This window comes from Prevotella sp. (assembly GCF_036570325.1).
In the GTDB taxonomy this organism is placed as follows: domain Bacteria; phylum Bacteroidota; class Bacteroidia; order Bacteroidales; family Bacteroidaceae; genus Prevotella.
Window position 1 is genome coordinate 60,916 of the sequence record NZ_DATCYK010000028.1, and the last position, 15,252, is coordinate 76,167.

The following is a 15,252-nucleotide window of genomic DNA, read 5'->3' on the forward strand; positions in this document are numbered from 1 at the left end:
CGAGCTACGAGTTAATGAGTAAACAAGTTGATGGAAACTATCTCTTGAATGCAATTTTATAGTTTATGAAAATACGATTTAATGATTTTAAAAGCAGCCTTATTACCTCTTAATAGTGGCTTAATCGCCGCTTAAAAGCGGCCTAATGGCGAGGTAAAAGGGCTGTAATCACTAATAACTTGTTCACTCGTTAACTTGTCAACTCGTCAACTAAAACCTCGTTTACTCGTCCACTAAGCCATCAACTTGTCAACTCATTAACTTGTATCTCGTCAACTAAAACCTCCCAACTCGTCAACTAAAATAACAAATGCACTTGAATATGAAACATTTTAGCACAATACCGGCCCTCTTGATGGGCCTGACGATACTGCTGAGCGGCTGTTCGGCCGAGAGCATGGAGAAACTTTTGTCGCCCATGGTGGTAGCTCCGCCGGCCACGATAGAGCGCGACGTGAAGGGACATGACCAGATTTACGCCATCCAAGTGGTGCTGCGCATGGCCCGACAGCGGCCCGACAACCAAACGTATTCGGCCTACGGGCTCAGCAATTTCGTGACGCCGCCCCTGCCATTGTTCCAACAAATCGACCTCAGTAAGGACGATGCGGGCAACGTAACCATCACGTCCGAGCGCAAAGCCTTTGACGTGGTGAAGGGAAAGAACGTCTGCTACGGGCTGGAATTGAGATACTTCGATATCAACGGCAAGCTCATCAACCACCAGTTCTCACGCTACGACCCCGAGGATTTGGAGAGTTCTACCCTCCTCCATCACCAACATTTCTTCACGTTGCAGAATTATTCGCTCACCGGCGAGCAGCTTACCTACCCCATGAGCCTCGATAGCACCTACTACGATCGCTACCTTTTCAAGACCGACGACGAGGGGCGACGCCTTAAGAGTACCGTGGCCTCGCCTAAAAACGTGTACGTGGAGGTGGGAAAAGAGGTGGATAACGACCTGCCTTACAACGCTTCCTTGGCCCGAAAGGCCGTGGAGGTGAGCATGACCCGGCAGGCCACGGCCCCCTACCGCGACCCTTCCACGGGCAAGGAGTACGAGCTTTACAAGGCCATCGACCAAACGGCGCTCAACGCCATGGTAAAAGAAATATTCACCTATGACTACCGCGACACCGACCCCGTGGAGCTTGAGCTGGGCCAAGCGGTGAAAGGCAACGACGACATGGGCCGCTCACGGCTGGGCGAACCCGTGAAACTGTTGCAGCGCCATCGTGACCTCATGACCGCCAAGAACTACGATAGGCTAGGCTTCAAGGGCATGCTGCGCTTCCACAAGAGCAATGTGGCCTTCCAAATGCGTATCTGTATTTCGCACATGATAGGCTCCAAGGAGAAATATCTCACCGCTAACGGCATTGAGGGGCTCAACGGTCACGACGAGATACAGCCCTCGTGGAACACGTTTGACATAGATTACCCCATTGCTTTCCGTGTGATAGCCGACGCTGATGAGGCCGATAAGGAGAAGTTTGGCGCCGATGTGCGCCGCTACTACCCCGAGGCTGCCACGGAAACGCTGGTGCGTATGTTTGCCACCGACGGCGATTACTATCGCCTTATTCCCCAAATAACGATGTAAAAAACTGATTATCATGATGAAAACGATAACATTCTCGCTCCGCCTATCGGCCTTGGCGCTGGTGGCCATGAGCCTTACGGCGTGCGACCAATTCGTGTTCGGTGGCGTGACCATCGACGAGGAGAACAATCCCATCACCCAAAAGAAGGTGCCACTATCGGGCGCCGAGATTTATTATGGCACCGAGGCGGGCCAAAAACCCGTGCCCACGACCACCGACAAGGCCATTCCCAACCCCGACGCCGGGGGCGCCTTTGCCGATTGGTACACCTGCTTGGTGATGTTGAAGGAGGGCCATCCCCACGGCGGAGGCATGATGCACGGCAATTATGTCTACACAAAGGCGCCGTGGAAGCAGGAACAATTCGCCCAAATACATAACTATAAAAGTGGCATAGAGGTGGAAATGGACCGCCAAAGCGTCAGCACGATGATAGAACAGCAGCGTGGCAAGCAGGGCCCCGAGTATTTCCGGGTCATCGGAGGGCCCGCCAAGCTGTGGGGACTGTGCCTTTATTTCTACGACAAGAATGGCAAGTTGATGAACGACAGCATACTCTCGCGCTCCGACGAGTACCAGTTGTTCTTCTCCATCAGCGACGTCGACGCCGCGAATCGCCCCTACGAGGTGCGCGACGTGCGCTATCGGGGCGGCAGCGAGGTGCCCAAGGGCGAGGTAAAACCTATCGAGGGCGTGGCCGCCGAGAGCTTCGTGGGCAAGAAAGACTTTGAGTCGCGCCGCCTCATGACGCCCCAACTGTTTACCTACACCTATCGTGACACGTGGCATTACGACGACATGAACGACGGCGTGCGTGAGCTGTTCAACATCAAGCTCCTGCCTCCGCTCACGCCCCGGCAGCATTTCGACGCCCGCAATCCCGAGGACCAAGACTGCGTGGGGCTGAAAGGTCACTTCAAGTTCGACTATCCTTCGGACGGGTTAGACGAGCGCCCGTGGCCCATCGAGCTAAGCAAGAAGAGCTTTCGCCGCCAATATTTCCGCCCCACCTACCTGCTGCCACAGTTTTACTTGGCTGTGAGGGTGATGAAATGCCGCAAGGGCAAGAAGGCTCTCAACGCCATTCCCGAGGGTATCCGTGCGCTAAGTCTCGCCTGCTGTGCCCCGTTCTACGCGCCCAACGCGGAGTCCGAATGGCAGGAAATCATCCGTTTCAACCTGCCCATCAAGGTATATGCCAGCATGTTCGACAGCGACCCGACCAACGTCGACAGCCATGAGCCTTACTACTTTAACCTCGGCCGGGAGATAGGACTTACCCCCGAGGAGGCCCTCGACGCCGCTAACAACCAAATCATCCACTCCGGCGACGGCTCCGGCGGGCTGGGTTACGGCGCTTGGTTCTTGTAAGCCCATCGGCCTTAGTCAATAGGCTATGGCCTATGGTCAACCTTCGTGGCAACCCGTGACTGACGGTGCGGAATGGCATGTCCCCGTCCCGGCGTTCCCAAAGGGTGGCTATGACGCCGCGGAAGGCCCGTTTCGACATGGCCAAAGCATGGCTTTTACGCTTCAAAAGAGCCGCTTCGGCCATGCTCATAGGCCGCTTATCGGACGGCAGGGAAGCCGTGGACCATTGCTAAGGCATGGGCTTGCGTCGTCGGGCCACATTATTTCATATACTCAGACTGTGCCAGTCTCGGCTGAACGGTCAGCCCCGTCCTTGGCGGGCTGTGCTATTTCATATATTCAGACAGTAGTTATTTAAAATAAAAATCGAATGAAAAGTTTTTTAAAAAGTAAATTACCCATGGCCCTGATGGCCCTTTGTAGTCTTTCAGCTTGTAACAACGGCGGTCCCGACCCCGTCATTCCCGATTCCGAAAAGGTAGTCGACCACCTTATTTTTAAGGAAATCTGCTACACCGGAACGTTGCATGCAACGAAGAATTATTCCTATCCTTACGACTCCTACATCAAGATTATGAATCCCACAGCGGATAAAACGTTCTATCTCGATGGGCTGTGCCTCGTGCAGACGGGGTTGAGTTGCAGCAAGATAGTTGAGCTGAAGGAAAAGAATAACTTTATTTCCACCCACTTTGGAGCCTCCCGTTTGGTGCAATTCCCGGGCAGCGGACAGCAGTACCCCATCAAACCCGGCGAGGAAATCATCATCACCGGCTACGCCATCGACCACACCAAGGAAACCGAGGAGATGTGGAATCCCGCCTCGTACGACCTTAGCGGCGCTAAATTTGAGTGGTATTCACCGGAGCAAATCAAAGAAGAGGAAATCTTTGAGGATAACGCTGACGTACCCAACATGAAGACCTTGTTTCCCGAAGACGGCAATGACATCGTTTTCACAATGATTCCCGAGGAAGGCGCTTTGGCCCTCGTGAAACTTCCCGACGGCGTTACGATGGATAAACTGTTGAAAGAGGACGAGTACAAATGGGTCACCACGTGGACTGAATTCAAGAAAGAAGGCAACGGACAAGGCTCGGGTCACAGTCACAATAACGAGAGCGACCCCGTAGAAATGCTCAAAATTCCCAACGCATGGGTCGTTGACGCCGTGCAGATATGCCCCCAACAAGATTATAAATGGAGCGTTGTGGGTCCCGAGCTCGACCGTGGTTACAAGAGCGTTCTTACCTCATCGCGCGATAAACGCACCAATCCACAAGCCTTGGCCGGCAAGTCTTTGGTACGTCGATGGGACGGAAAGAAGTACGTAGACGGCAATAATTCTTCGCAAGATTTCGAGGTTCGCGACGCCTCTTTGTCCGCTAAAGGCAAGTCACAGCCTGTCCCCGGCGCCTCGGCAGCACAGTAACGGGCGTAGGGAGAGGGGACTGTAACCGTTCATCCCACCTTTGGTTCCCTTTTAAAACAGTAGGTATTTCTTTCCTGAACGCCTTTGGTTCCCTTTCCCGTTGCCCCTTATTCTGCTGCCCCACAGTAGCGGATAAAGCAAAGGAGATGGCCCTTCGTAGGGTCATCTCCTTATTTTATGATTTCTATTTTGAGGCGATAATTTTTTGATAGGCTCTCTTTGTTTTCTTCGTTTATCGCCGATGGTTAGGTTGTTTTCTATTGATTTGGGGTGCGTTTGGAGCGGTTTGTCGTTTTATTTCAGGAAATCGGGATGGCGATAGCTGATACCGCAGTCGCCGAGTTGCTTTAAATGCCACGGCAGGCGGTCAACGTACGAGCCCCAATTGGCCTGCCGGCTCCATGTAAGTTCGGTGAAAGCTTGGAGCGAAGGGAAGAGATGTTGGCCCAATTTGGTCTCGTTTGGAATCATCTCCGTCCACACACAAGCCTGATAACCCTTGATGTTTTGGCGCAGAATGCCCTTGAATTGGGGTTGGAAAGTGAAGTTGTAGAGTTCCTTGAGCAGCTCGTCGGTGGGATCGGCGCTAAGGTAGAAGTGACCCCATTCCATGAAAATAACGGGCAATCCGCGCTGGGTCATCTCGCCAACTTGGTCGGCTTTCCAGTCTCTCCAGAAGGTATAGAGCAGCGGTTGCGGGTCTTTCTCGTGGAAAGCGTCGTCCCATGCCATGGGCTGTTTGCCTTTGCCGCGTAGGAAGTCGGCCATTTCCTTGACGAAATAGTTTTGCAGTCCGTCTATGTCGGTTAAGTTTTTATCGCGTATAAGGGCCTGACAGTCGGGACAATTGCGCCACGCCGTCTTCTCCACTTCGTCGGCTCCGATGTGGAAGTAATGGCTTGGGAAGAGGTCGGCTACCTCGGATAAGATGTCTTTCAGGAAGCCGTAGTTCTGTGTTTTGCCCGCGCATACGGGGTCGGAGAACTCCTCGCCCCATCCCGTTCCGCCATTGCAGGACAGTTGGGGAAAGGCTTTGATGGCGGCGGAGAAGTGGCCCGGCATGTCGATTTCGGGGATAACGTCGAGTCCTCGCTGCGTGGCGTAGTCGATAAAGTCCTTGAGTTGGGCCTGCGTATAGTAGCCTCCGTACTCCTTGCCATTCCTTACGAAGCGCTCGTCGATGGCAAACGAGGGGTCGGTGGCTGCCTTTTGCATGCACTCCCGGTCGTATTTGTCAAACGTGCGCCATGCTCCTTGCGTGGTCAGGGCAGGGTATTTCTTTATCTCTATGCGCCATCCCTGATCGTCGGTAAGGTGAAGTTGCAGCTTATTGAGCTTGTAAAACGACAGTTGGTCGACCAGTTTCTTGAGGTAATCCATGGTAAACATGTGGCGGGCCACGTCGATATGAAAGCCTCGCCACGCCGTTTTGGGCTTGTCGGCGATGGTGATTTGGGGCAGCGTCAGCCCACGGTCATCGGCCTTGCCTTGGAGAATAATCTGGCGTAAGGTCTGCACCGCCCACAGCATACCTTGCGAGGAAGCGCACGTAAGGGTAATATCCTTCTCGCCGATGGCCAACTTGTATTCCTCCTCCGTGAGCGATTGGTCCTTTGTGATGCGGATGGTGGCTTGGTCGTTGGCCCCGGAGGTGAGGCTGGTACCGGTCATCATGCGGCCCAACGACTGCTTGAGCAGGTCGGCACAGATAGGCGTAAGGTCGGCCGAGAGCACGATTTTCTTGGGCAGGACCATATCGGTGGCGCCATACTCCATGGCCACGGGTTGGGGGATAATGGCCACATGGGCGGCGTAAGCAGGCGTTGTTTCACGGCCATCGTTATCGTCGCAGGCATACATAATGGAGAGTTGCAGCGTGGCCAAGACCGTTAGCAGCAGGCCTCGGCAAAGGTTTTTATGGATAGTTTTCATATACTGAATAGATTTTTACGGATGGTTTACGGGTTTTTAATGGTGGTTACGGCGCTCTGACGGCCCAAGTAAAAGAGGCGGGCCTTGACGGTTGAGGCCTTGCAAGCTACGGGATGGGTCCATCGGGGAGATTTGTCGGTGGGGTCGGAGCCGTCGGTGGTGTACCTGATAATGGCTCCCTGCAGCGGCGTGTTGGCCTGAAGGAGCCCATCGGTGATGACGAGTCCCGGCGCCGGAAGATGGAAATTGATATGTAAGCGGTCCATCCACGGCAACTCACGCAGGGCTATCTTGGCGTAGAAACGCGACAGGTCAGCGTAAAAAGCCTGCTCCTCGGCGGTGCCCCGCAGTTGTTCCCATTGGGGATGAACATTCCATCCACGCTCCACGAGGCCCAAAATCTTGGGCAGCATATAGGCCGTTACGTCGCTGAAAGAGCGGATGGTTTCGCTGAAAAGCTGGGCCTGCACGCCCTTAATGTTGGCTGCCGCCTCGGGTCGGAGGGCTACTTTGCCCCGTGATACGGAGTCAATATCGAGGGGATTCTCGCTCAAGTCGGCCCTCACCGACCGATAGATGGAAAACGGAAGGGCGGCGAACGACTTGGCCTCGTTGACCGTTCCGGCCCAGCTAAGCCCACGTTCGTCGAACAACGGGGCGTACATGAGGTCGGCATAGAAGTTAGCCACGTTGCAAAGCACTACCCCGTAACCGTTGTTGGCTACGCTGTAAGGCACCGTATCGCCACCCCATTGGGGCACGGTGTCCCAACAGTAAATGCCCCCTACATGGGGACGAAGGCTTTGGTCGGTAGCGGCGGTGTTGTGAAGGCCTATCTCCTGCCATCCCGAGAGCCTCATGCCCTGCCGTGCCACGGTAGCGGCCATTTGGCGATAGAAGTGCTCAAAGAGATGGTGTTGGCCGGTATAACCTTGCCGTTTCATGAGTTCGAGGCATTGGGGCGACCCCATCCATGCTCCCTTGGGTACCTCGTCGCCACCCAAATGAATATCGGTGAGCGCCAGTCCGGCGTCCTTATACATCTTCCCAAGCTCGGTTACGACCTTCTCCATGAAGCGATAAGTAGACGGCAGGGCCACATTGATGACATTATCGGTATAAGATTGGGCCGAGCGATAGCGCGACGTATCGGCCCGATCGGTCAAAAGATACTCCTCGGCCTTGGCCTTATCGGTGGCCATATACTTGCGGTAGCGGGCCTTCATGGCCACGATGGCGGCCCGGGCGTGGCCGGGCGCCTCAATCTCGGGTATGATTTGAACGTGGCGTTGGGCCGCATAGCGAAGCAGGTCGATGAAAGTTTGGCGACTGTAGAAGCCGTTGCCCGACGTTGTTGCGGTCGGGTCGTAATGGCCGTCATAGCAAGGATAGAGACAATGGGCCTCGTCGTGGGTGTGGCCCCGCCGCGAACCGACGGCCGTAAGCTCCTCAATGCCCGGTATCTCTATGCGCCATCCCTCGTCGTCGGTTAAGTGGAAATGGAGCTTATTGACCTTATATTGGGCGAGAATATCGATGAGTTGCTTTACGTCTTCGGGCCGGGTGAAGTTTCGAGCCACGTCGAGCATGAAGCCACGGTAGGCCAAGTCGGGGTAATCGGTGATGGTTTGCCATGCCAAGGCCTCGGCTTTCATAGGGCGGCGGAGCATGGCGAGGAGCGTCATGGCACCGTTGAAAACACCGTGGGGCGTAGCGCCGACGAGGCGAAAGCCCTGCTTTTCTACTTGTAGGGTGTACCGTTCGGGATGGGCGGTGGGCAAGGTGTTTTCCGAAAGGGCCATAATGACCTTGCAAGAGGCCCCCTTTCGCACGGTGATAGCGCAGCTTTTACCCAGCCATTGGCCCACTATGGCAGCCTCGCCGGCCAAGGCCTCGGGGTAGATGAGTTCTACCTCGGTGGGCCATGGGAGCATGCCTTTCTCCCGGGCCGGTTCGATTTGCTTTACCGAGGGCAGGATGTCGGTGGGCGCAAGGAGGCTGTCGGCGGTAAGGCGGGCATTGTTGTGGTAAATGATTCGGGCCGCACGATTGAGCTTGTCGGCCGTGGCGATGGGCTTGACTATGCGCAGATCGACGGGCAGAGGCGCCTCTTCCCTATCCCCTACGGTCTTAACGTAGTAGGCCCCCTCGGGCATTTGCGACACGCTCGAGGCCGAACCGCCCAGCTCGAACGCTACGACGAGGGAGTCGCCCGGCCGCAACGACCTGAAGGCCGACGTGGGGCGGAGGCGGAAGAAGTTGGCATTGACAGCCTCAAGGGTTACTTCAGGGGTAAGTATGCGACCTATGTCCTTGGGCATTTGCGAGTAGTAAATGTGCCAATCGGCCGTGATGGGCGAGGTGGAAACATTCTTCAAAACCAACGAATGGCGCTTGGCGGCGCTGTCGAGGGTCAGCGGGTCGACCGTCCAAGTGAGCGCCAAGGGGGCTTGCCGACGGCCCACGGAGCAGGCCGAGAGCCATAGCAGCAGGACCGGCAGCCAAAGGTAGGCAGATAGATGGTGGAGATATTTCATGAGAAAAATGGTTTACGAATCAGTAACTCAGTCGTTTGATATGGAGCGTTTCGCGGCCCACGCCTTGGCTGTTGTCGAAAGTGAGGCGGAAATAGCCCGGCACGAAGCCCGTGTCGGAGGTGATACCATTTGATTTAGAAACCTTAATGCCTTGGGTATCGCCGCTTAGTGAGCCTTCCTGAAGCTGCATGCCGCGGTCTTTTCCCCATGCAAGGTCGGAGTAAATCTCGACCTCGAACGAGCCCCACTCATGGTTGTTGTTGAGGTAAACGGTGGTTTGATACTTGTTATCGGCCGTCTTTACGATGTAGCCCAAGCGGAAAATATCTTCCAATCCCCATCCGCCCGTGGCGTAGTCGTCGCTCCATCGGGGCGCGGCCGTGAAGCCATGGCCCACGAGCCAATAGCCTTCGGGCGCCACGTCGGTCATGCGTGCCACCCACATATAGTTATAAGCGGGCGAGTAATATACGTCCCACGAGCCGGCGGGGCCGGTAAACGTGAGGCTGTTATCGGCGGAGTTGTAGCTGAAGAAGTCGCGGTTGTAAGCCTTCTCAAGGTCGGTTATGCCCGTGAGCGTTACCCGGTCGTTGGGCTGCAGGCTCACGGTGGCCTTGTAATAGCCGCCGGCGAGGGCCATCTCAACGTTGTTGAGCATGAGCTTTTGGTACACGCCTATGGCGCCGAATTTAAAGGTATAGGCGTTGAAAGTTACTTGTCGCACCTTCCAATCGCTGTAATCAAAGCTGAAGGCGGCCCCCGTGGGGTTGATGAGGGCGGCGTAACCGGCCGTCTCGGCGTGGCCCCATACGTATTTGGATTGGGCCAAGGAGGCGTCGGTGGCTATGCGGGCGCTGAACGTTTCGGGGTAATCGCCCTCGGGAGTGGCGTATAAGAAGGGGTTATCGGCCTGCCGGTGCATTTCGATTACTTGGTCGTTGTAATGCAGAAAGAGCGTTTCGGGCAGCTCGGGGCGTACCAAGGAGAGTTGTCGGGTGAGCTGTTGGCTGCCTCCCTCCACGTTGATGGCCGTGAGCGTGAGGGTAATCGGGGTATCCTCACGGTCCATGTCGAAGGGCACGGATAGGCCATGGCGGCGAATGGAGGCCTCGTTTCCCTTGGTGCGGATAGACTCCTTGTAGAGCGATTGGCCGTCGGCCGACAGCTCCACCTCCAAGGTCGATAGGGGCGTTTCGGGGTTATTGATGTCTAAGGAAAAGAAAAGACTGTCGCCGTAGGCCAACTGCTTGTCGGTAGATAGCGTAAGTCCGGAGATTCGGGGCACGGAGTAAGGATATACCGTGCGGCCCGTTTCTTCGTAACAACCCATGAGCAAGAGGCTGCCAAGGGCCATTGCGGTAGATAGGATATGGTTAATGTTCATTTGGTTTGTGTTTAAGGAAGTGGATATAAGGTGTTAATAGCCCTCGTTTTGTTTGAGGTTGGTGTTCTTGTCGAGCTCACTCTGGGGCACGGGCCATAAGGTGCGGAAGTCGCGCAGGTCGGTAAAGAGCTTATGGCCTTGGGCGTCTTTATGGCTCTTCATTACCTCGAGGGCACGGTTATTGCGCAGAAGGTCGTACCAACGCTGGCCTTCCATGTAGAGCTCAAGCTGGCGTTCGTTCTCCACGGCCAAGCGAGCGGCGGTCTGCGACATGGCGTTATTGAGCTGATGGGCGGTGAGTCCGGCCCGCCGGCGTATGGTATTGACAATGTCGATGGCCTCGGCCGTGCGTCCCATTTCCACGAGTGCCTCGGCTTTAAGCAGCATAATGTCGGCCAAACGCATGAGGATTATGTCGGAGTTTTTCTCCCTTATCTTATACGAGAAGGGGTAGTTGTCGGCGTTCCAGTAGGCGTCGTAGGGCGCTTTTTTCCACTGTATGGAAGCCTCGTAGCGGCGGTCGTCGGGCAGATACTTGGCCACTAATTCGTGGGTGGGGGTGCAGTAGCGGCGCCATGTTACCGAGCCGTCGTCCTCCTTGAGCAGCGTCCAGTAGGCCCAGTTGGGCGATTCGGCCGTGTAGTACACCTCGAATATGCTCTCGGAGGTAAACTTATTGTCGGGATTCCATAGCTCGTTGAAGTCCGAAACCAAGCTGTAGCCCTCGCCAATCACCTTGTCGCAGTAGCTCACTACCTTGGCGTAATCGCGTTGGTCGGCCGTTTTGTAGGTGGCGTAAACCTTGGCCAAGAGTCCGTAGGCGGCCCCTTTGGTGGCTTGGAAAGCCCCCGCGGGCTTGGAAGGCAGGGCCGACAGGGTTTCGTCATTGAGGTCGCGGAGTATTTGTTGGTACACTTCCTCGGTGGTGCTGCGGTGGGGATACATTACGGGATACCACGTATCGAGGTTCTCGGCGGTGATGGTGGGAATAAGTTGGAGCACCATCGGCAGGTCGCCATAGAGCCTTACCATGTCGAACAAGGCCCAAGCACGGATAAAACGGGCCTCGGCCATTACCTCGGCGCGCTCCTTCGAGGGGGTGGAAGCGGGCATGAGCCTCACGTTTTCGATAACATTGGTGGCATTACCGGCCATGGCCATGTACTGCGACCATACCAAAGCAACCTTTGCGTTGGTAGCGGTGAGCTTGAAAATATCGACCGCCGATTCGTTGGTTCCGTCGCCCCCGACGTAGCAATTGTCGGATTGTACGTCGTTGATCATGAAGTTTTCTTGTTGAAAAATGTCGTTCTTAAAGCTGTTGTAAGCGCCTAACAGCTCGGTACGGGCGTCGGCTATGGTGGCGTATTTGGTGACTATGCTGTCGCCGGGGGTAGCTTCGGCCGTGAAATCGGTCTGTGGGCGCTCGTCTAAAAAGTCGTTGCAAGCCGTTAGCGAGAGTCCTCCCAAGAGCAGGAAGGCCGAATAAATATGTTTGATATTCATAGTTCAGATAGATTAAAATTCTACATTGAGTCCGAAAATAACGGCCTTCGACTGCGGGTAAGTACCGTAGTCAATGCCTAACTGCACGGCGTTGGCGCCATAGGCGTTGACCTCCGGGTCGTAGCCGGCGTAGCGAGTGAGGGTCAGAAGGTTCTGTCCGGTAACGTATAATTGCAGGCGGGAGAGTCCCCATCGGCCTATGAGGCGCTTGTCGAAGTTGTACGACAGCGTGGCGGTTTTCAAGCGCAGGTACGATCCATCTTCCACAAAGCGGGTGGAGTTATGGATATTCTCGTCATTACCTACACGGGGTATGTCGGTCATCATGCCGGGTCGACGCCATCGATGGAGCACGGTTTTGGACTGATTGCGGAAATCCATCATGCCCTCCGTGTCGATACGGGTGGCATTAAAGATGTCGTTGCCCTGACTACCCTGCAAGAAGAGCGATAGGCTGAAGCCTTTATAAGAGAGTGTATTGGTCATTCCGTAAGTGAAATCGGGCTGCGCGTTGCCTATGATTGTTCGGTCGCCGGGGTCGGTAAGGCCGTTATCGTTGAGGTCGGCGTAGGCGATATTGCCCGTCTCGGGGTCGACTCCTTGGGATATGTAGCCGAAGAATGAGCCCAAGGGAAGGCCCTCGCGCAATACGATGGCGGGCTCTTTGGTCTCGTACATCTCACCATAATAATATATTTTGTTGAGCCCCAAGCGGGTGAGTCGGTTCTTATTGAACGACAGGTTGAAGTCGGTATTCCATTGGAACGCCCCTTTCAGGTTCTGCGAAGATACGTTGAACTCCACTCCTTTGTTGACCATTTGGCCGTCGTTGCGGGTAATGCCGCCCGGCAGATTTACGTTATCGGGCAGGCTGACGGTAAGAAGCAGGTCGGTAGTCTTCTTATAATAGGCGTCGGCAGAGAAGGTAAGACGACCATTCCACAGCGTTATGTCGAGGCCCATGTTCCACTGTGACGTCTTTTCCCACGTGAGTTCCTTGTTGGCTGCGGTGCCTGCGGCGATGGCAAGGCCCGGGTAAAGGTTGTCGGCAGTGGGCGTTACCTTGCTCACAGTCATGCCTGCCAAGTACGAGTAGTTACCTATGCCGCCTTGGTTACCGTTCATTCCCCAGCCCACACGCAGCTTCGCGTCGTCAACGATGGGCTTCAGAGGTAGCATGAACGGCTCTTCGGAGAAGCGCCAGCCGGCCGATACCGAGGGGAAAGCGCCCCAACGATGGCCTTTGGCGAAGCGAGATGAGCCATCGGCGCGGAAGTTCATCGTCAGCAAATACTTGCTATCATAGTTGTAGGCCACACGTCCTAAGAAGGAAGCGAGCGACCATGCCGACGCGCCGGCGCCCGTAGCGTCCTTATCTATTTGGTTGGCGGCGGCCATGGAGTGGATGTGTGGGTAGGATTCGGATAGGTCGTAGCCGGCCATCCATGAGCCTTTGTACTGGGCATGTTGCTGGGTTGCGCCGGCCATGGCCGAGAGATGGTGCTTGTCTTTCGACGTTTCGTAGGTGAGAATGTTCTCGAGTAACCATTCAAAGTTGCGGGCGGTGCTCTCCTCTACCCTGCCTTTGGTGGCGCGACCGTCGGAGGTCGACACGGGATCGAGGTAGTAATTCCAGCGTTCATTGTTGAGATCTATGCCGAAAGTGGTCTTCCATGTGAGTCCCTTGGCTAAGTGGAGGGTGGCGCCAAAGGCCCCTTTGACGTAGTCGGTGGCCGTATTATTGTCGGCGGCATTGGCCGCAAGAGGGTTGAGAATACGTGAACCGTAGGCTTGTTCGTCGTACCATCCGTCGTGGTTGGCGTCCCATTTGCGCATGAAAGGCGGTGTATTGATGACCGAGAGGATGGAACCGGCTCGCATGGAGCTGCTGTTTTCTCTCACCCATTGCCCATTGGTGTGGGCGTAAGAGAAGTTAAGCGAGAGGCTGAGCCACTTGGTTTGCTTGCTATCAAGGTTGGCTCTGAAGTTGTAACGCTTGAAATGTGATTTCTCAACAATGCCTTCTTGGTCGGTATAACCTCCCGAAATAAAGTATTGCAGTCGGTCGCTGCCATTCTGAAGGGACAGTTGGTAGTTTTGTTCTAAGCCGGTTTTGAAGAATAGGTCGGTCCAATCGGTAAAGCGATGTTCGGTCTCGGGGATGGACGGAGCTACGTTGGAAACCTTCTTGAGGTCGGCCATGAGCTCCTTATATTCCTCGGTATTGAGGGCGTCGAGCTTGCGTCCGAGTTTTGAAAGGCCCGCGTAGGCGCTGAATTTCACCCGTGGTGTGCCGGCCACGCCGCGCTTTGTGGTGATGAGAACTACGCCGTTGGCGGCCCGGGCACCATAGATGGCGGCCGAGGAGGCGTCTTTCAATACCTGCATAGTTTCAATATCATTGGGGCTGATGTCCGAAATATTGTCGGTAGGCATGCCATCTACCACGTAGAGAGGCTCATTGGAAGCCTGCACCGAGGTAGCTCCACGCACCCGAATGCTTAGTCCGCTGCCCGGCGCTCCCGAGGGTTGAACCACCTGAATGCCGGCTGCCTTGCCTTGGATGGCCTGTGCCGCCGATATGAGAGGACGCTCGTCGAGGTCTTTGGTCGACACGATGGAAACGGCCGTGGTGATGTCTTTGCGCTTCATGGCACCGTAACCTACGACCACTACCTCATCGAGCAGTTTGTCGTCTTCATGGAGTACGATGTTGTAAGTGTCGCCATGGCCCACCCGAAGGGTATGGCTTTGGAAACCAACGTAGGAAAAACGCAGTTGTGCACCGGGCGAGGCGTCGAGCCGATAGCGCCCATCCATGTCGGTGATGGTGCCGTTGGGCGTGCCCTCTATGCTGACACTGACGCCGATGAGGGGCTCTCCCTTGGCGTCCTTTACCACACCTTTCACGGGCTTATGCTGATTGTTGGCGGGCAACTCGCGCTTTACGCGGCGGGTAAGGACTATCTGTTTGGTGCCCTCAAGGCGATAATCGATGTCGGTTTCACGTAAAAGACGGCCCAATACTTTGTCGATGGGCTCGTTATTGGCCGTGAAGTCGACTTTCGTTTTGAGCCCGGGGAGCTTGTCATTGTAAAAGATACTGTAGCCGGCAGTGCGTTCTATCTGCTGCAGTACTTGCTGTATAGTCTTGTTTTTCACCTTAAAAGTCACTTGGGCAACGGCTGACAGTTGCGCCAAAGTGAAGAGGCAAAGGCCGACTATACATTTTCTCATCCAATTAGAATAATGCATCTTCATAAAATAAAAGGTTAATAATGTATGGTATAGGGTTGTTTTCTTGTTTCAAATGGCAGGCTTCGATAGGCTTGGATTGCGGCTATCGGTGCTTCAGGAGAATGGTGTCGCCATGGAGTTCATAGGAAAGCGGATAGGTAAGGCTGATGACATGGAAGATGTTTTCCAAGCTGTTGTTGCGAATAGTGCCCGAGAAGGTTACGCGGGAGAGGTCGTTGGAGGCCA

At 55.0% G+C, this 15,252-nt stretch carries 10 protein-coding genes; 4 read left to right on the plus strand and 6 right to left on the minus strand.

What is annotated here, in order from left to right:
• Positions 1-322: 322 nt before the first annotated feature.
• The 4 genes from VIR50_RS02440 (at position 323) to VIR50_RS02455 (ending at position 4,410) form a co-directional block, all read left to right on the plus strand.
• Positions 323-1,606, plus strand: coding sequence for a hypothetical protein (locus VIR50_RS02440; protein WP_331933559.1), 1,284 nt, complete (start codon positions 323-325; stop codon positions 1,604-1,606).
• 13 nt (positions 1,607-1,619) lie between these two features.
• Positions 1,620-2,978, plus strand: coding sequence for a hypothetical protein (locus VIR50_RS02445; RefSeq protein ID WP_414703517.1), 1,359 nt, complete (start codon positions 1,620-1,622; stop codon positions 2,976-2,978).
• A gap of 110 nt (positions 2,979-3,088) precedes the next feature.
• Positions 3,089-3,211 (plus strand): hypothetical protein, encoded by a 123-nt coding sequence (locus VIR50_RS02450; protein WP_331933560.1) that lies wholly within the window; start codon positions 3,089-3,091, stop codon positions 3,209-3,211.
• Positions 3,212-3,348: 137 nt separating this feature from the next.
• Entirely contained in the window at positions 3,349-4,410 is a 1,062-nt protein-coding gene (locus tag VIR50_RS02455; protein WP_331933561.1) for a DUF4876 domain-containing protein, read from the plus strand.
• Between the two features lie 294 nt (positions 4,411-4,704).
• On the opposite strand, the gene VIR50_RS02460 is transcribed toward VIR50_RS02455, so the two are convergent.
• The 6 genes from VIR50_RS02460 to VIR50_RS02485 all read right to left on the minus strand — a co-directional run.
• Positions 4,705-6,342, minus strand: coding sequence for a beta-N-acetylhexosaminidase (locus tag VIR50_RS02460; RefSeq protein ID WP_331933562.1), 1,638 nt, complete (start codon positions 6,340-6,342; stop codon positions 4,705-4,707).
• Positions 6,343-6,368: 26 nt separating this feature from the next.
• Entirely contained in the window at positions 6,369-8,879 is a 2,511-nt protein-coding gene (locus tag VIR50_RS02465; protein WP_331933563.1) for a family 20 glycosylhydrolase, read from the minus strand.
• 19 nt (positions 8,880-8,898) lie between these two features.
• A complete protein-coding gene (locus VIR50_RS02470) occupies positions 8,899-10,263 on the minus strand; it encodes a DUF5125 domain-containing protein (protein WP_331933564.1) in 1,365 nt (454 codons plus the stop codon).
• 33 nt (positions 10,264-10,296) lie between these two features.
• Positions 10,297-11,769 (minus strand): RagB/SusD family nutrient uptake outer membrane protein, encoded by a 1,473-nt coding sequence (locus VIR50_RS02475; protein ID WP_331933565.1) that lies wholly within the window; start codon positions 11,767-11,769, stop codon positions 10,297-10,299.
• Between the two features lie 12 nt (positions 11,770-11,781).
• Positions 11,782-15,030 carry a TonB-dependent receptor gene (locus VIR50_RS02480; RefSeq protein WP_414703518.1) on the minus strand — a complete coding sequence of 1,083 codons (3,249 nt, stop codon included), beginning with the start codon at positions 15,028-15,030 and terminating at the stop codon, positions 11,782-11,784.
• A gap of 79 nt (positions 15,031-15,109) precedes the next feature.
• A partial coding sequence (locus VIR50_RS02485; RefSeq protein WP_331933573.1) for a DUF4974 domain-containing protein occupies positions 15,110-15,252 on the minus strand: 143 nt, incomplete at its 5' end.